Origin of the sequence: Amycolatopsis alba DSM 44262 (assembly GCF_000384215.1) — a bacterium.
GTDB lineage: Bacteria > Actinomycetota > Actinomycetes > Mycobacteriales > Pseudonocardiaceae > Amycolatopsis > Amycolatopsis alba.
In genome coordinates this window covers 6,196,378-6,213,470 of sequence record NZ_KB913032.1, presented here as the reverse complement: position 1 = coordinate 6,213,470, position 17,093 = coordinate 6,196,378, and the positions used below count along the sequence as shown (strand labels likewise).

Genomic DNA, 17,093 nt, shown 5'->3' with positions numbered 1-17,093 from the left:
TCTTTAGGCCACCACGAGTGGTGGCATCATGGCGTCAGTGAACGTGCATGGGGTCGGGTCGGCCCTCGTCGGACGCGACGCCGAACTGGCCGCGTTGGGCGAGGTTTACGAGGTTGCTGTCGCAGAGGGGGCGGCCGTCGCGATCGTGGCGGGCGAGGCGGGCATCGGGAAGTCCCGGCTGGTCGCCGAGTTCACCGGCCGGCTCGGTACCGTCGCCCGGACGGTGCGCGGCGAGTGCCTCGAACTCGGCGCGGACAGCCTGCCGTTCGCGCCGTTCACCGCGGTGGTGCGACGGCTGCGCCGCGAACTCGGCGGCGACTCGATCCGGGACCTGCTGCCCGCCGGCGGGCTGAGCCTGGCGCGCTGGTTGCCCGAACTGGGCGAGCCTCCGGCCGATCAGGACCCGGCGCAGGGCAGGTCGAGGCTGTTCGACGAGGTGCTGACGCTGCTGGAAGGCGCCGCGGCACGGCACTCGCTGGTGGTCGTGCTCGAAGACCTGCACTGGGCCGATTCCGGCAGCCGAGACCTGCTCGCCTATCTGGTGCGCAACCTGGAACAGCCGGGACTGCTGCTGGTCGGCACCTACCGGTCGGGCGAGGTCGGCGGGGCTCACTTGCGCCCGCTGGTGCTCGACATCGCCCGCAGGCCCCGTGGCCTGCAGTTCGAGTTGGGCTCGCTGGACCGGGCACAGGTCGGCACGCAGTTGGCCGGGCTGCTCGGTCACGAGCCTGACCGCGCGCTGGTGGTACGCGTGCACGAGCGCAGCGACGGCAACCCGCTGTTCGTGGAGGCGCTGGCCGCCGACCCGGCGAACGTCACCCCGTCCTCGCTGCGGGACCTGCTCGCCGCGGTGACCGCGCGGCTGCCCGAGACCGGGCGGTCGGTGCTGCGCGCGGCGGCGGTCGTGGGTCACGAGGTCGGGCACGAACTGCTCGTGCTGGCCTGCCGGCTGCCCGACGAGGAGCTGGAACCGGCGCTGCGCGAGCTCGTCGACCGGCGGCTGCTGGTCGTGCGCGAGGACGGGTACGCCTTCCACCACGCGTTGCTCCGTGACGTCGTGTACGGCGACCTGCTGCCCGGCGAGCGGCGCAGGCTGCACGTCCGCTGCGCCGAAGCGATCCACGACAACCCGGCGCTGGTGCCCGAGGGGCGGGGTGCCGTCGAGCTGGCCGCGCACTGGAACGCCGCGGGCGATCACGCGCGGACCCTGGAAGCGTCCTGGCGGGCCGCGGCCGACGCGGGCCGCACCTACGCCTACGAACAGCAGCTCCGGCTGCTCGACCGGGTTCTCGACCGCTGGGACACGGTTCCCGAGCCCGCCGCCCGCCTGGGTGTGTCCCTGGCCGTCGTGCTGGACCACGCCGCGAGGGTGTGCGTCAACACCGGCGACTTCGAACGGGGCGTCACGCTGGCGAGCCGGGCGTTGGACGAAGTCGACCCCGCGACCGACCCGCAGGGGCCCGCCCGCGTACTGGCCACCCGCGGTCTGCTCAACCGCCGCGCCGGCCGCGACGGTGACGCGGACCTCCGCGCCGCCCTGGCCACCATGCCCGCTGACGCGCCGCCCGAGCTGCGTGGCCAGACGCTGGCCATGCTCGCGGTCACCGTGGGGCTGCGTGACCCCGACGAGGGCGGGCGCTACGCGAAGGAGGCTCTGGACATCGGCCGCGATCACGGGCTGCCCGTCGTCCAGGCCACCGCGCTGATCGCGGCCGCCAGGGTCGCGGCGGTGACGGGTGACGAGGATCGAGCGCTCGCCCTGTTCCGGGAAGCCGCCACGATCGCGGAGGTCACCTCCGACCACTACAACGCGCTCACCGCCCTGCTCGGCCAGGCGTACCTGCTCATGGGCGCCGGCGACTACGACTCAGCCGCCGTCGTCGCGGCGAAGGGCCGGGCGACGGCCCATCGTGTCGGACAGGCCCGGTCGCGAGGCGCTGCCCTCACGGGTGTCCTGGCCCAGGCGCTCTGGCTGCTCGGCCGGTGGGCGCAGGTACTAGAGGTCGTCGAAGACGCGTTGACCGACGAACCGCCGGCCATGACGACCGCGGTGCTGACCACCCTGCTGGGCGAGGTGCTGCTGGCCCAGGGCGACCCGAACGCGGCGGCGGAGGTCGCGGCCGGTTCGCCCGCCGATCCGACCGGGCAGGGGACGCCGGTGTTCGCCGCCGCGTTCCGGTGCCGGCTCGCGGTCGCCCGGCGTGACCTCGAAGCGGCTGACCGGCTCCTGGCCGACGCCCTGGACGACCCTGGTCTGCTCGGCCCTCTCGGCGACCCGTGGACGCTCCTGCGCGCGGGCGCCAGGGTACGGCGGGCTCTGCTCGACGCGGCAGGCCGCGACCAGCAGCGGCGCGAACTGGTCGAGCGGCGCACCGAACAGCTCCAGGACTTGGCGACGCGGGTGACCGCTGACCGCCCGGTACCGGCGGCGCACCTGGCCGCGTTCCACGCCGAGATCGCGCAGAACGATTCGCGGCTGTGGGCCGCCGCGGTGGCGGCGTGGCGTGGCCGGTCCCAGCCCTACGAACTCGCCCAGGCGCTGTTCGGCATGGCCGAGTCGGCGCTGTCGGCGGGCGACCGCGCCGCCGCGCAGGATCCGCTGCGGGAAGCCGCGTCCCTCGCCGACGACCTCGGCGCCGGGTACCTCGGTCGCGAGATCGACCTGCTCGCGGCCCGCGGCCGCGTCGATCTCGCCTCGCCCGAACCCCCACTCACACCACCGCCCGCGGATCCGTTCGGCCTGACCGTCCGGGAACTGGACGTGCTGCGTCTGCTGGCCGATGGGCTGACCAACAGCCAGATCGCCGCGTCACTGTTCATCTCCGCCAGCACAGCGGGGGTACACGTCTCCCGGATCCTGGCCAAACTCGGTGCAGGCCGCCGCACGGAGGCCGCCGCCATCGCCCACCGCGCCGGCCTGCTCCGGCGGCAGTAGGCGCCGCCGGGCGTGTCGTAACGGAGCTGGACGATGGCCAGCACGTGCAGCATCCGGTTGATCCCGCGGTTTCCCGCCCGCGACAGCCGACGCCGATCGCCCGAAGACGCCTCCAACGACGGCGTCCGTGGCCTCGCCGGTTTGCCGAAGAGCCGGGGCGGGCTTCCACCGCGATCCCCCTTGTCGTAGTGGGTGTTCTACCCGACCGACAACGAAGTCCGGCCGGCCGTCTGCCCGAACGTGCATGGTTGTCTATCCGTCCAGAAACTGTCGCGCTGCGGCATTCGTATGATCCACGCACCGAGCCGCCACCCGAGAACATGCGAAGAATTTCAGAGTCACGACCACGTCTTTGTCGAACGAATGCGCCTTACCAGGTGTTACGCCACAAGCGAGCGGCGCGTGCAATTGAGCAAGCGTGCAGATCATCCACTTGAAACAGGTCAACATGACTGGCGTCACAGTCTTGTCGACTCGGTTCCTTCGGATGATTCATGCCACGCTCAACCGAACGTTCCCGCAGTTTTGACCATGTCACGGGCCTCAGGCGGATGGCTGCCGGAGAGTCTTGCCAGAAAGGACAAAGTGCGATGAGCGAGGCGGAAACCTACGGCCCCCGCTTGTACCGCAACACCGAGAAGATGATGGCCTACAGCCTTCCGAACTGGACGGCAGCCGAAGACGCCGGCCTGATCGCCCTGCACGCCACAAGCAGCCCTGACGGGTCGCTTGTCGAGCGCAAAAGTGGTCACCAGTTCATCAATATGAGCTCGTATTCCTACCTGGGTCTCAATCGCCATCCGGCCGTGATTCAGGGTGCGATCGACGCTCTGCGTGAGGAACAGATCATTGAGCTGGGCATCGCACCGACGCGCATTCAGTCGTCGCTGATGTATGACGTCCAGGAGCGGTTCTCGACGCTGTTCGACGCGCAGTGCTTCCTGGCGATCTCCTGTTCCGTGGCCACGGCGGCGCTGCTACCACTGGTCACCTCGGGGGCGCTGATCGACGGCAAGCCGAGAGTCACCGTCTTCGACAAGCGAGCCCACTTCTGCATGGACCTGATGAAGCCGGTCTGTGCCGATGAGGCGCCCGTGTTCATCAGCCCGCACAACGACATGAACTACCTCGAAGACCTGTGCAAGAAGCATCCACGGGTGGCATACATCGCTGACGGGGCGTATTCCACCGGCGGTATGGCCGACATGGACGCCCTCCTCGAGTTGCAGGACCGCTACGGGTTGTTCCTGTGGCTGGACGACTCCCACGCCATGTCAGTCATAGGCAGCAAGGGTGAGGGCTTCGTGCGCTCACACATGGATGAACTCAATCCGCTGACCATCATCACCGGCTCGCTGGTCAAAGGCTTCGGATGCACCGGCGGGATCATCATGACCGGCCGCCAGGACATCGGGCGCATCGTCAACACCATGGCAGGCCCCATGTGCTGGTCGCAGACGATGAGTACAGCCAACCTCGGCAGCGTCCGGGCCTGCATCGGCATCCATGAAGGCCCTGAGTTGGCCCTGCTCCAAGGGAAGCTGCGGGAGAACCTCGCCTACTTCGACCACCGCGTTCCCACCGCCCAGACCGGCAGTCAGATGCCGGTTCGCATGCTGCTGGTGGGAGATCCGGCTCTTTCCGTCAGCCTGTCCAATACGCTGCTGGACAAGGGCTTCTACGTCGCGCCGGTGTATTTCCCGACCACCGCCCGCGGCAAGGAAGGACTCCGAGTCATGATCCGGGCCGACGTTGACCGGCCGGACCTGGAGCGGTTGTGCGACCTTCTCGACAAACACGTGGTGCCCCATGGCTGACACCTCGTTACTCGATGCTCCGTTGTGCCGGAGTCTGCTGGTCACCTCCGCGCTGCGCGTGGACCGATTCCGCCAGGGCCGTGCCAGCGGAGCCGATGTCAACCTCATCGACCTCGAAGACGCTGTCCCGGCAGGCGAAAAGGCGCGGGCCCGGCAGGCATATCTCCAGTTGACCAGCGAGGATCTGCCCGAGGTCTTGGGGGTGCGGATCAACGGCCTCATGACACGGGACGGACTGGAAGATCTACTGGCGGTCTGTGACGCAGAGATCGAGCCGGCGATCATCCACATTCCCAAAGCCGAGACTGCCGAGCAAATCGAGTTGGCCGATCGAATCCTCACTGCCGCAGGCCGCGCCTCGACGGTGTGGGCGGTGATCGAGACGTCCAACGGGGTGGCCAACGCGAGGGCAATCGCCTCTTCGAGTCCGCGGCTGAGTGGGCTGGTGTTCGGACTGGCCGATTACGCCGCCGAGATCGGCGCGTCCCTGTCGTGGGAGAGCGTGCTCTATGCAAGGTCACAGGTGGTCATGGCCGCCCGCGCCGCCGGGATCCAGGTCATGGACGCTCCCACCTTCGATCTCGACGACGTCGGACTGTTGCGCACCGAGGCGCGCCGGTCGGTGGACATGGGCTACACCGGCAAAGTCGCCGTTCACCCACGGCAAGTGCCGATCATCAACGAGATCTACAGCCCCACGGCCGAAGCGGTCACGTGGGCTCAGCAGGTGGTGGAGAAATTCGACGCCTCCTCGAAGGGCATCCACACCGTGGACGGGTTGATGGTGGGGCCGCCGTTCCTCAAGAGGGCCCAGGCGATTCTCGAACTCCAGGGGATGATGTGAAATCCGTACCGTTCTTTGAAGATCTGGGTGGCGGGCGCTACCGCGAAAACAAGGGTCTGTTCTACGAGCAGTTCGACGTCGGGGACATCATCGAACACCGGCCGGGCCGGACGGTCACCGAGACCGACAACGTGTGGCAGTCCCTGATCTCGCTCAACAATCATCCGCTGCACATCGACCACGAATACGCCCGCCACACCGAGTTCGGCAAGCCCTTGGTTTCGAGTCTGGTGACGCTGTCCATCGTCGGCGGGATGTGCACCAACGGCACCAGCGCCAAGGCGATCGCCAACCTCGGCTGGGAAAGCATTCGCTTGCCCAACCCGGTCTTCGTCGGCGACACCTTGTATGCCGAGACGACCGTGGTGGCCAAGCGGCGGTCGAAATCGCGCCCCGAAGCCGGGATCGTGACCTTCGAGTCCAGGGGGCTCAAGCCTGACGGCACCCTGGTGATGATCTTCACCCGGTCAGCGCTCATCCCGCTCAGCGAGGCCGTTGTCCGCGATGCCTCGATCACCTGATCCGGCGATGACATCCACCTCCCCCAGCGCGCCCCGTCAGGGCAGTCCAGCGGTTGTACGCGATGACATGACCGCACCCCGACGGCAGCGCCGGACGTGGCTCATGCTCGTGGCGCTGCTGACCGGGATGATCGTCCTGCCGATCTCGCAGACCTCGCTCCTGCCACTGCTGCCATCTCTGGCACGGGACTTCGGGGTTTCAGCGGCCGACATCAACTGGCTGATGATCGCCAACCTGGTGGCATCGGCAGTACTCACACCCCTGCTCGGGCGCCTCGGTGACCTCTACGGGCACAAGCGCCTCCTGCTGCTGGCGCTGCTGGGGCCCGTGGCCGGATCCCTCTTGGCGGCGCTGACACATTCCTTCGCCCTGCTCGTGCTTGCCCGCGTGCTGCAGGGTGCAACCGCCGGGGTGTTCCCGCTCGCGGTGGGCATCATCCGCACTCATCTCCCTCAGCCCGCCCGTGGCATGGCCTTGGTCAGCACGAGCATGGGTATCGGCAGCGGGCTTGGCGTACTGGCAGGCAGTGCGCTCATGACCGGGTGGGGGTATCAGGCAATCTTCTGGCTGCTGTTCGCCCTCAGCCTGGTGGCACTCCTCGCCGTGTCAAGGGCCGTTCCGGCGGACCACGTGGCCGGTCACGCTCGCGGCGTCGACCTCCTCGGTGCCCTCACACTGGTCAGCTGGCTGTGTGCACTGCTGATCGCAATCAGCAAAGGCAACACCTGGGGCTGGAGCGATATCCGCATCCTCGGCCTGATGCTCCTCACCGTCATAGGCATGGGAGCGTGGATCACCGTCGAGCGCCGCGTGCGCCACCCCTTGGTCGACCTGACCATGCTCACTCGGCGCACGGTCGCCCTTACCGGTATCGCCGCAACCCTGACCGGATTCGGCATGTACGGCGCTTTGATCATGGTAAGCGAGTTCGTCCAGACACCCCAAGAGGCCGGATTCGGCTTCTCCGCCACTGTGCTGGGTGCCGGTCTGATGCTGTTGCCCAGCTCCCTGGGCAACCTGGCCGCCGTCCCGCTCGGCCTCAAGATCGGACCGCGCCAGTGCCTGATCATGGGTGGTGTGGTGAGCGCTGTCGCCATGCTGCTCGTGCTCACGGGTCACGAGCACCGCATCGCCGTCTACCTGGCCAGCGCCATCATCGGTCTCGGCACCGGCCTGGCCTTCACCGCCATGCCCATCTGTATCAACATGGCGGTACCAGCCGACCAGACCGGTATCGCCAACAGTATGAACGTCGTCTTCCGCACCATAGGCTCAGCGACTGCCAGCGCCGTCATGGGTGCCATCCTCGTCAGCAGCCAAACCCTGCACGTCGTTCCGACCTTGGGTGCCTACCAGGCCGCTTTTCTCCTCACCGCCCTCGGATTCCTCACCGCCGGCCTGATTCCTCTGGCCATACGGGCTCAACGCCATCAAGCCTGAGAAAGGTGTCGGCCGCTCGGATTCATAAGCGCATGCCCGATGACCGATCCGAGGAGACCGGAAAGATGAATGCGGCTGGGAAGATGACGGACAGGACGACCACGACGGCATGTCGAGAACCGCGCGCCCAGCCGGCCCAGCGGCCGGGATGACCACCACTCCCCCGAGAAGAAACTGTCCCTGATTTCTGTACTTGCAGGTACAAAAAATGGCTCCTACGCTCGTTTCAGTGCAGGGCCGCCGATCGGGCGAGCCAGGGATTCAGCGTCGTTCTTCTCGGCGTGACAACGGATACAAGGGATTTCGATGCGTTCTGTAGTAGTGGAAGAGTTCGGCGGCCCCGAGGTGTTGAAAGTGCGGGACCAGCCGGATCCGGCGCCGGGACCGGGCGACGTGCTCGTGGACATCGAGTTCGCCGGTGTCAACTTCATGGACACCGGCTCCCGAGTCGGATACGGCCTGCCCAAAGGACTTCCGTTCGTCCCAGGGGTCGAAGGAGCCGGCAGGATCGCCGCGGTGGGCGGCGGCGTCACCGATCTCGCCGTCGGCGATCGGGTCGCGTGGGTCTACGCCTACGGCAGTTACTCCGAGCGCATGGTGATCCCGGCCGATCAGGTCGTCCCGGTTCCCGACGACGTGCCCGGCGACATCGCCGCCGCGATGATGATGCAGGGGCTCACCGCGCATCATTTCGTGACGGAGATCGCCCCGCTCGGCAAGGGCCAGGTGGCGTTGGTCCACTCCGCCGCCGGCGGTGTCGGCCGGATGGTCACCCAGTTGCTCAAGCTGCGCGGAACACGCGTGATCGGCCTGGTTTCCAGGGAGGACAAGGTTCCCGTCGCCCTGGCGGCAGGGGCGGACGACGTACTCGTCTCGACCGGTGGCGCCTTCGTCGGACGGGTCAAGGAACTCACCGGCGGCGAGGGGGTGCACGCGGTCTTCGACGGCGGCGGCGCTGCCACGTTCGACTCCTCGATCGAAGTGCTGCGACGGGCGGGCACACTCGTCTACTACGGTCCGCTGATCGGCGACATCCCCCAGGTGCGGATGACGGATCTGCCCAAGAGCGTCAAGGTCTCCTATGCCGTGTTCGCCGACCACATCCACACACCGGAACTGCTCCGCGAACACACCCGTGACCTGTTCCGGAAGTTCAGCGAGGGCAAGTTGAAGGTCGAGATCACGAAGCGTTACCCGCTGAGTGAAGCCGCACGAGCACACGCGGACATCGAATCACGCAGCACTTCCGGGAAACTGCTGCTGGACCCGTCCGCCCGTTGAGCCCTCAAGGACGGCGCTGCTGCTCGCTTCGGCGTGTTCCGAGGAAGGGCTGATGAGGCCGGAGCAGACGGCCTGGCGGCAGAGCCGTCTCGATTCCGGGCGTCCCGTCAGAGGCGGACATCGTGGCGGGAGGAGACGTTCAGCTTGCGGCGGACCTTGACCACGTACTCCTCGACCGTACGACGGGACAAGAACAGGGCTTGGGCGATCTCCCGGTTGGTGTGGCCTCCGGCCAGAAGGCGGGCGACATCCTGTTCACGAGGGGAGAGCTCGCTGCCGTAGCCGCGTCTGCCGCGGGGTGACGGAGTGGCTGTGCCGGTACTGCGGGCACGGTGGCGGCAGCGGGCGGCGTCGACCGTGGCTCCCAGGGCGTCGTAGGTCTGGGTCAGGGCTTCGAGCACTGTGGCGTCGGTGAGTGTTTCGCCCTCGGCCTGCTCGGCGAGCTGGGTGGCGCGGTAGGACAGGCCCAGGTCCCAGTGCAGGTCGATCGCCTCCCGGTAGAGCCGGTCGGCCTCGTCGCGGTCGTTCGTGGCCGCGGTCAGCCGGGCACGGCAGGCGGCCAGGCCCGCCTGGGCCAGTGGGGCGTCGACTCCTCGGAGACCGGTGGCTGTTTCCGAGACGAGCAGCCGTGCGGCCCCGACGTCGCCGACTGCCAAGTGGTAGTCGACGGCCTGGGGAAGAATATCGCCCGACCATACCCACGCGCCCTTGCTCCGCAGCATCGTCACGCCGCGTCGCACGTGCTCCTCCGCCGCGGCGGCCTTGCCCCGGCTGAGGAGCATGCCCACCATCCCGCCTGCCGCCGAGATGCCCACCGGGAACACCTGCGCCGACGGGTGCGCACCCGTCGCCGCCTGGAAGGCTTCCGCCGCCCGCACCCACTCGCCTCGTGCCGCCGCCAGCCAGCCTCGCGTGAGGTGCAGGTCCGTGGTCAGCAGCAGGTCCGCATAGGTTTCGATCAAGCGGTCGAGGCGCTGCCCCAATCCCGACCATCGCCCGCTGAGCCAGTCGAGCCGGGCCGCCGTGGCCTCGGCGGTGCCGACGACGTAAGAGGAACCGACCCGTTTGGCCAAGACGATCCCGTCGCGCAGGAACTCACGGGCCCTGGCGTAGTGCCCGATCCACGAGCACGCGTCCGCCAGGTTGCAATGGGCGCGGGCCAGGTGATGGAGTTCCTCGGGGTCGTGCACGTCCGACGGGGACGGCAGCCGGGCGATGCGGTCCCAGGTGCTCGGGTCGCCGGCGATCAGCCGTCCGCCGAGCGTCGTGGCCAGCAGCGCGGTGCGCAGTTCCCTGGTGGGCAGGTGGTCGATGACCTCCTCGACCCGATCGAGCGACCTCTGGTGCTCGGCGATGGACGCGGACCCCAGATAGGGCCCGGCCATCGCCGCCATACCGCGTACGGTGCGTTCCGGCTGGTCACCGAGCAGGCCGAGGGCCAGTGCGATCTCCTCGGCGCCGCGGTCGACCGACCCGGTCTCTCGTTGCAGCAGCAGTCCGAACCACAGGTGAACCTGGGCTCGGACGTCCGGGACCAGGCGGGGGTCCGCGAGGAGGCTTTCGACTCGCGCGGTCATCATCCCGCCGGGCAGTCCCGTCAAGGCGTGGTCACAGAGCTTGGTCGCCAGCCGGTTCGCGACCTCGGGACCGGTATCCGCATCGCTCAGGACCTCGACCAGCAAGTCGACCGCGGTGGAGACATCGTTGGCGTCCTCCGCGACTTTGGCGGCGAGTTCGCTGTATCGCAACCAGTCGGCTTTCATGCCCGCCGCTTTGGCGTGCGTGCACAGGCGGGCGACGGGGGCGTGGCCAAGGGCGGACAGCGCCGTGAGGGCACGCTCATGCAGTTCCCGCCGTCGCGGACCCGGCAGTGACGCGTACACCGCGCGTCTGGCGATGTTGTGCCGGAAGCCGTATCTGGTGGCCGTTTCCTCCACGAGCACACCGGAATCCACCGACGCGACCAGATGCGCCGCGGTCGCCTCTCCCGCCACGGCGCTCAGCACCTCAAGCGTCTCCGGGACGCCCAGCACCGCGGCGGCCTCGACGAGGATCCGCGCGGCGCCGGGCAAGGTCGCCAGCCGCTCCTTGATCGTGTCCGTCACCGAGGGCGGCACGTCGATCCCAGCGAGGACCCGCCGGGCCGAGTCACCTTCGGCGCGCACGTCCCGCATCGGGTCGCTCAGCGCCCGCACCGTTTCCTCGACCACGAAAGGGATCCCCGCGGTCTCGTCCAGGACGGCCTCGGCGAACCGGTGCGACGTCACGACGGCTCCCACCAGGGCGTCGATCATGGCGCGCACATCCGTCACGCCGAAGGGCCGCAGTACGAGATCGACCCCGGTCACTCCGTGCGGGACGTGGAAGGCGTGGCCGAGTGGTGCCACCGACGGCAGATCCTCGCGGCGGTAGGTGGCCACGATCGACAAGTCCGGCGGCGGGTCCGCCAGAACGAAGCGCAACACCCGGCGGGTCTTTTCGTCCGCCCACTGCAGATCCTCGAGCACGAGTACGGCCGGTCCCAGCGAACGGAGGAGATCGCGCACGGCGCGGAAGATCCGGTGCCGCTCCGCGTCGGGGTCACCGAGGGCGCGCGGCGCGGGTGGCAGGTGGTCGGCGAGTTCGGGTAGATGATCCCGTAGCGCACCGGTCACCGGGCCGGGCTCGCGCAGCAGGTCGCCGCACTGGCTGAGGCAGTCGAAGAGCACCCCGTACGGGAACGGGGCGGGCAGCGGCTGGCATGAACCCATGATCACTCGCGGGGCCCCGTCGCGGGCGGCCGCGGCGGCGAACTCGGCGACCAGCCTGGACTTGCCCACGCCGGCCTGGCCTTCCACGAAAGCAACCGATGGCGGGTTCCGCACCGCGCCGAGCAAAGCCGCGAGTTCGGCGTCCCGGCCGATCATCGGCGGCGGAATCGGCTGGAGAGGGAATTCGCGCAACCGTCGACCATGCTCGCTCCTGTCGGTGAACCGTCCGCAGAGGAATGCCCCGACATGGTAGGTCGGCGGGTGCGGGCGCCATAACCCCGCGAGCTACGGCACTTGCGTCCACACAGGATCAGGTACCGGTACGGGTCGCGACCACACTTGTTCCCCCGTCCGCCAGGCCGAAGGCTGATTGTTCGAGCGGCTCGATGTCACAAACCCCCTGCGGCCGTTCGAAACGCGCGATGGAGGAATCGATGCAACAGTGCAGAACGAGATGGATGGCGAACCTGTTCACCGTCGCGGTCGCCGCCGCGGCAGTGGTGACGACCGCGGGCGTGGCCGCGGCGCAGCAGGCGGAAGCGGCTGTCGTCCAGGCCGATCGGCCGTACTCCGGGCAGTACATAGTGGTGCTCGAAGGTGGCGCCCGTGCCGCGGCCGAAGGCCAGGCCTCGGCACTCACCGGACGTTACGGCGGCGAGGTGACCGACACGTACTCGGTCACGCTGAACGGTTTCTCGGTCCGCGGTCTTTCCGAGCGGCAGGCGCGGCGACTGGCCGCCGACCCGTCGGTCAAGGCAGTGCACCAGGACGGCACGACCAGGGCGGCGGGGGAACAGCCGAGTCCGCCGTCGTGGGGCCTGGACCAGATCGACCAGCGAACCGCCACTCTGGACAAGAAGTACACCTTCCCGAATTCGGGTGAGGGGGTGACCGCCTATGTCATCGACTCCGGGGTGCAGGCCCAGCACCCCGAGTTCGAGGGCAGGGCGAGCCACGGCTACGACTTCCTCGACAACGACACCGACGCCGGCGACTGTTACTGGCACGGCTCGCACGTGGCAGGCACGATCGCGGGCAAAACCGTCGGCGTGGCGAAGAAGGCCAAGGTCGTGGCCGTGCGCTCGCTGGACTGCAAAGGTTCCGGCCCGGACTCGGCCACGGTCAGTGCCATGGAATGGGTGGCCAAGAACGCCGTCAAACCCGCGGTGGTGAACCTGAGCCTGGGCATGGATGTGCCCGGCGTCGGTGACGAACAGGTCAAGGCACTGGTGGCCAAGGGAATCGTCGTGGCGGTCTCCGCGGGCAATGACGGCAAGGACGCGTGCGGCGTCAGCCCGGCGCGTGTCCCGGAGGCACTCACCGTCGGCTGGTTCAACAAGGACCGCACGCGCGGCGGGAACTACGGCCGCTGCGTCGATCTCTTCGCACCGGGCGGCAACATCCACTCCAGTGACAACACCGGATCGTTCCGCACCGCCAGCGGTACGTCCATGGCCTCCCCGCACGTCGCCGGCGCGGCCGCACTGTATCTCGCCGCGAACCCCGCCGCGACCCCGCAGCAGGTCAGCGACGCGCTGGTGCGCAGCGCCACCCCGGACCTGATCACCAACCCCGGAACCGGCTCGCCGAACAAGCTGCTCTACGTCGGCGACCTGGGCGGCGGCACGCCGACCAGATGCGGGACCAAGAGCAACGACCAGGATGTGGCCATCCCCGACGCGGACGCCGCGGTGGGGACCTCCGTGAGCCAGGATTCCTGCGACGGCAAGGCATCGGCCACGCTGGCGGTGCGAGTGGACATCGACCACGGCTACACCGGAGACCTCGCCGTCGACCTGATCGGGCCGAGCGGAACGCCCTATTCGCTCAACCGCGCGGGCGGCGTCGGCGAATCCGGCGGCATACACGAGAGCTTCACGGTCGACGCCTCAAACGAGGACGCGAACGGCACGTGGCGACTTTCGGTGCGCGACACCTACCGGTTCGACGTCGGCACGCTCACCGGCTGGTCGATCACATTCTGACCACAGTGGACGGACAGCGCCGTCCGCTCTTCCGCATCTCTTCATCCTTTGAAGGAGAACGATGAGAACACCACGCTTCGCACTGGCCCTCACTCTCGCACTGGCCACGGCGGCCCTGCCCGTCTTGAGCACCGCCGATGCCGCCCCGGCCGACAAGATCAGCGTCGCGGCGACCCCGACCGATCAGCTCCGTGCGGCGGACATGGGTACCCGGATCATCAACGGGGAACGCACCACGGTCAAGGAGAACCCGTCCGTCATCGCGGGCATGCGCGTCGGGGGCGGAGGTCCGCAGGGACAGTCCTGCACCGCCTCCGTGGTCGGCAAGCGCAAGATCCTGACCGCGGCGCACTGCATGGTCGATACCACCGGTGCCAAGAGCTACCTCTACGGCGACGACGACCTGAACACCCCCGGCGACGAGACGTTCCGCACGGCCGTCGCCTCGTTCAAGGCCCACCCCCAGTACAGCGGCTCCGGTGGCTGGCGGACGGGCAACGACGTCGCGGTGGTCACCACCGTCGACGACATCCCGGTGCCGGAAAGCCAGTGGGCCAAGGTGGCGGGCTCGGGAGACAGCGCGCTCACCAAGCCGGGCAAGTCCGGCATCTCCCTCGGCTACGGCAAGACCTCGGCGAGCGGCGGCTCCGGCGAACTCCGCAAGACCACCCTGCCGGTCAACGACCCCGCCGGCTGCCAGGTCTTCGACATCCGGGTCAACGGTGACCTGATGGTGTGCACGGGCTACAACGACGGCCGCACCGCCGACTGCTCGGGTGACAGCGGCGGTCCGTTCATCGTGGACGGCGTGATCGTCGGTGTCTCGTCATGGGGCTCCAGCGCCTGTGACCGCTACAGCATCATGGCGCGCCTGACCAACGCGATGGGCGACTGGGCCCGCGCCGAGATCGGCGGAACCCAGCCCGGCGACGGCAAGTTCGGCATCGCGTTGTCGCCATCGTCCGGCAAGGCCGATCCCGGTAAGCACGTCTCCACCAGCCTCACCACCACGGCAGGAGACCAGGGCCCGGAAAAGCTGGAGCTGAGCGCGTCCGCACTGCCCGCCGGAACGACCGCCACCTTCCAGCCCTCGTCGACCGTCGACTCCGGGCAGGTCGCCAAACTGACCATGCAGACCTCGGCGAGCACCCAGGCGGGCACCTACAAGGTCACCGTCACGGCCAAGGGCGTCTCCGGATCCAAGACCGCCGAGTTCACCCTCACGGTCGGAGACGGCGGTACCGGTGACGGTCCCAGACCGTCCGCCTCGCCGAACTCCGGCATCGTCCCGCCCGGCGGCTATGCGAACGCGACGATCACCGTCACCGGCGGCACGGGTCCCATCCGGCTCAGCGGCGCCGGACTGTCCTACTCGCCGACGTTCTCACCGCAGACCATCAACCCCGGCGGCACTTCGCGGATGACGGTCATGGGGCCGTATCAGCGCGGTAACCACAAGGTGACCATCACGGCGACGGACAGCACCGGCAAGGCCGGAACCACGGAGTACACCCTCACGGTCCGGTGATCCACGGATTCGAAACCTTTCCGCCCCTGTGGAACCCGCGGCCGCTCATGCGGTCGCGGGTTCCGCGATTCTCCGGCCGAGGGCAAGATCAGACGGCGTCAGGTCCGGCGGCAGGGGGTTCCGGTTCGGGGCACGCGATGTTCTCCGGCGGGGTGCGGGTGAACATGAAGGATTCCAGGACGGCGACCAGTTCAGGACGGCTCCGGGTCGTCCAGGTTCCGATGAACTCGACCTCGTCGGGCCCCCGCACCGCATTTCCCGTTCCCTTTCGAGGGCGGGGAAGGCGCAGGAAGTCGACCGTGTAGCAGCCCTCGGGGTCGCCTTCCGGCTCCCAGCGGGCATCGAAACTCAGCCGGGAATGATGGTCGTTGCCGGAGATCAGGACAGAGCCGTAGAACCATTCCATCGTCTCGGGCGACGGATCGACGGCGTAGAGACTGCTGATGTCGATCCGCCAGCCGGCAGCCACGCGAAGCGGTTGCAGAAGCCGCCAGTGATCCCTCACGAACCCGTCGCCTTTCGTGTCGTCAACGAGGGCCGTCGACAGGTGGCGCCACCCGGCCACTATCTCCGGCGATGATCCCAGGCCGGCACTGCCCCGGTGAACCGGCGCGGCGGAGAACGCAGGTCATCCGCCGATCTGCTGAGGTCGATACGCCCCGCGCTGGGTGCAGTGCAGCGGCCACCCCTATGGAACGGGTGGAACAGGAACAAAGCACGCAAGTACGCGGGGCCAGGAGATGAAGCGATCGTCTGGGTGTCGATGAACCCTCCAGACGTTCAAGCGGTCCATCACTCGCGCGGGGATCGCTCGCGGGAAAGGCGCAGCCATCTAGCGCACCTGACCTGCTACAAGTGCGGCAGGTTCCTGTGTCCAGGTTGCCGCGGAGCGACGAGCGCCACCGCCACGGCGGGCGAGGACGCGGCCACATGGCAGACCCGAGGCCAGACTCGCCACGGGCCTGCCGGCGCCAGGTGACTGGCAGGTCAGCTGTGTTTGTGGATGGTGCGGTGGATCCAGCCGGCGTAGGCGGGCACGCTGGTGTAGAGGCCGGGTCCGTTGGCGCAGGGGACGTCGTCGTCGCCGGGGCCGGAGGTGACGCCGATCAGTTCCCATCGGCCGCTCTTCCCGCGCTGGACCTGGGGCCCGCCGGAGTCGCCCATGCACGCCATGGCGTCAGGCTTGCGGCTGATCGTGCACAGCCGGGTCCGGTCCGCGTAGCCGGGCGAGCATTCGGACACCGCCCCGCGGCGGGTGTCGAGTTCCTGGAGCCGTTCGGGGAACACCGCCTTGGTCAGGTCGCCGGTGTCGACGGTGGTGCCGAAGCCCATCAAGCGGGTCGGCGTACCGGGGCGGCCGGGGCGCTCGGCGATCCGGATCGGCTGCTGGGAGACCGGGCGGTCCAGGCGTACCAAGGCGATGTCGTTCTTGTTCGGCGCGCCCGGTTCGTAGCCAGGGTGGCGCACCCAGCTGTCGATCGAGCGGACCGTGCCGCCGGAGGTCCGCCCTTGGCTGCCGATGCGGACCGTCCCTTCCGGCCTGGCCGGGTTGCGTCCCGGATCGACGCAGTGCGCCGCGGTCACCACCCACTGCGGATGGACCAGCACCGCGCCGCAGACACCCTTGGCGTTGTTCATCTCGGGCACGATCTCCGGGATCGAGGCCATGAACTCGTAGCGCTCGGTGGAGTCCTTCCCGTTCACCACGGCGCCGGCACTCCCTGGCACCGCGAGTGCGCAGGCGGTGCCCACCAGTGCGACACCGGCGGCACGAATCAGGTTGCGGCGCAAGGAACCCACTCTCGACATGCTTTTCCTTTGTTCGAGGACTTCGGATCGATCGGGTCCAGCCTCGTCGTCCACCGTGCCCAAGACCATCGGGCACTCCCCCCGAACCTCAGGGGTGGCGGCCAGACGCCGACTGGTGGCGCTGGCACCACCGGCACCTGGGCGCACTGATCCGAGACACGGCCCAGGCTGAGGGAAGGGGC

At 68.5% G+C, this 17,093-nt stretch carries 11 protein-coding genes; 8 read left to right on the top strand and 3 right to left on the bottom strand.

The window, feature by feature from the left end; translation table 11 throughout:
- The first annotated feature begins 28 nt into the window (after positions 1 to 28).
- The 6 genes from AMYAL_RS50845 (at position 29) to AMYAL_RS0129125 (ending at position 8,839) form a co-directional block, all read left to right on the top strand.
- Positions 29 to 2,935: a helix-turn-helix transcriptional regulator gene (locus AMYAL_RS50845; RefSeq protein WP_020634812.1), complete on the top strand. Its 2,907-nt coding sequence runs from the start codon at positions 29 to 31 to the stop codon at positions 2,933 to 2,935.
- A gap of 590 nt (positions 2,936 to 3,525) precedes the next feature.
- Positions 3,526 to 4,752, top strand: a complete 1,227-nt coding sequence (locus AMYAL_RS0129145) for an aminotransferase class I/II-fold pyridoxal phosphate-dependent enzyme (RefSeq protein WP_020634811.1) — start codon at positions 3,526 to 3,528, stop codon at positions 4,750 to 4,752.
- A complete protein-coding gene (locus tag AMYAL_RS0129140; RefSeq protein WP_020634810.1) occupies positions 4,745 to 5,596 on the top strand; it encodes an HpcH/HpaI aldolase/citrate lyase family protein in 852 nt (283 codons plus the stop codon). The genes AMYAL_RS0129145 and AMYAL_RS0129140 overlap by 8 nt, the downstream gene beginning before the upstream one ends.
- Entirely contained in the window at positions 5,593 to 6,117 is a 525-nt protein-coding gene (locus AMYAL_RS0129135; protein ID WP_020634809.1) for a MaoC family dehydratase, read from the top strand. Before AMYAL_RS0129140 ends, AMYAL_RS0129135 begins: the two co-directional genes overlap by 4 nt.
- 103 nt (positions 6,118 to 6,220) lie before the next feature.
- Positions 6,221 to 7,558 (top strand): MFS transporter, encoded by a 1,338-nt coding sequence (locus AMYAL_RS46335; RefSeq protein ID WP_020634808.1) that lies wholly within the window; start codon positions 6,221 to 6,223, stop codon positions 7,556 to 7,558.
- A 306-nt stretch (positions 7,559 to 7,864) separates the two neighbouring features.
- A complete protein-coding gene (locus AMYAL_RS0129125; RefSeq protein ID WP_039794288.1) occupies positions 7,865 to 8,839 on the top strand; it encodes a quinone oxidoreductase family protein in 975 nt (324 codons plus the stop codon).
- 107 nt (positions 8,840 to 8,946) lie between these two features.
- Here the strand turns inward: AMYAL_RS0129125 and AMYAL_RS0129120 are convergent, their stop codons facing one another.
- On the bottom strand, positions 8,947 to 11,781 hold the full coding sequence (locus AMYAL_RS0129120; protein ID WP_245193124.1) for an ATP-binding protein: 2,835 nt from the start codon (positions 11,779 to 11,781) through the stop codon (positions 8,947 to 8,949).
- Between the two features lie 266 nt (positions 11,782 to 12,047).
- Between AMYAL_RS0129120 and AMYAL_RS0129115 the strand changes: the two genes are divergently transcribed.
- Both AMYAL_RS0129115 and AMYAL_RS0129110 read left to right on the top strand, forming a co-directional pair.
- Positions 12,048 to 13,574, top strand: coding sequence for a S8 family serine peptidase (locus AMYAL_RS0129115; RefSeq protein ID WP_020634805.1), 1,527 nt, complete (start codon positions 12,048 to 12,050; stop codon positions 13,572 to 13,574).
- A gap of 61 nt (positions 13,575 to 13,635) precedes the next feature.
- Entirely contained in the window at positions 13,636 to 15,102 is a 1,467-nt protein-coding gene (locus AMYAL_RS0129110) for a trypsin-like serine protease (protein WP_020634804.1), read from the top strand.
- A gap of 88 nt (positions 15,103 to 15,190) precedes the next feature.
- On the opposite strand, the gene AMYAL_RS0129105 is transcribed toward AMYAL_RS0129110, so the two are convergent.
- Together AMYAL_RS0129105 and AMYAL_RS0129100 are read right to left on the bottom strand one after the other, a co-directional pair.
- The gene (locus AMYAL_RS0129105; protein WP_245193122.1) at positions 15,191 to 15,571 is read right to left on the bottom strand and encodes a hypothetical protein; all 381 of its coding nucleotides are present in this window, start codon (positions 15,569 to 15,571) and stop codon (positions 15,191 to 15,193) included.
- A 518-nt stretch (positions 15,572 to 16,089) separates the two neighbouring features.
- Positions 16,090 to 16,911 (bottom strand): S1 family peptidase, encoded by an 822-nt coding sequence (locus tag AMYAL_RS0129100; RefSeq protein WP_026467558.1) that lies wholly within the window; start codon positions 16,909 to 16,911, stop codon positions 16,090 to 16,092.
- Positions 16,912 to 17,093 lie beyond the last annotated feature (182 nt).

Coding starts and splice junctions, on each gene's coding strand:
- AMYAL_RS0129125 (WP_039794288.1), top strand. CDS start 7,865: ATGCGTTCTGTAGTAGTGGAAGAGTTCGGCGGCCCCGAGGTGTTGAAA.
- AMYAL_RS0129145 (WP_020634811.1), top strand. CDS start 3,526: ATGAGCGAGGCGGAAACCTACGGCCCCCGCTTGTACCGCAACACCGAG.
- AMYAL_RS50845 (WP_020634812.1), top strand. CDS start 29: ATGGCGTCAGTGAACGTGCATGGGGTCGGGTCGGCCCTCGTCGGACGC.
- AMYAL_RS0129140 (WP_020634810.1), top strand. CDS start 4,745: ATGGCTGACACCTCGTTACTCGATGCTCCGTTGTGCCGGAGTCTGCTG.
- AMYAL_RS0129100 (WP_026467558.1), bottom strand. CDS start 16,911: ATGTCGAGAGTGGGTTCCTTGCGCCGCAACCTGATTCGTGCCGCCGGT.
- AMYAL_RS46335 (WP_020634808.1), top strand. CDS start 6,221: ATGCTCGTGGCGCTGCTGACCGGGATGATCGTCCTGCCGATCTCGCAG.
- AMYAL_RS0129115 (WP_020634805.1), top strand. CDS start 12,048: ATGGCGAACCTGTTCACCGTCGCGGTCGCCGCCGCGGCAGTGGTGACG.
- AMYAL_RS0129110 (WP_020634804.1), top strand. CDS start 13,636: ATGAGAACACCACGCTTCGCACTGGCCCTCACTCTCGCACTGGCCACG.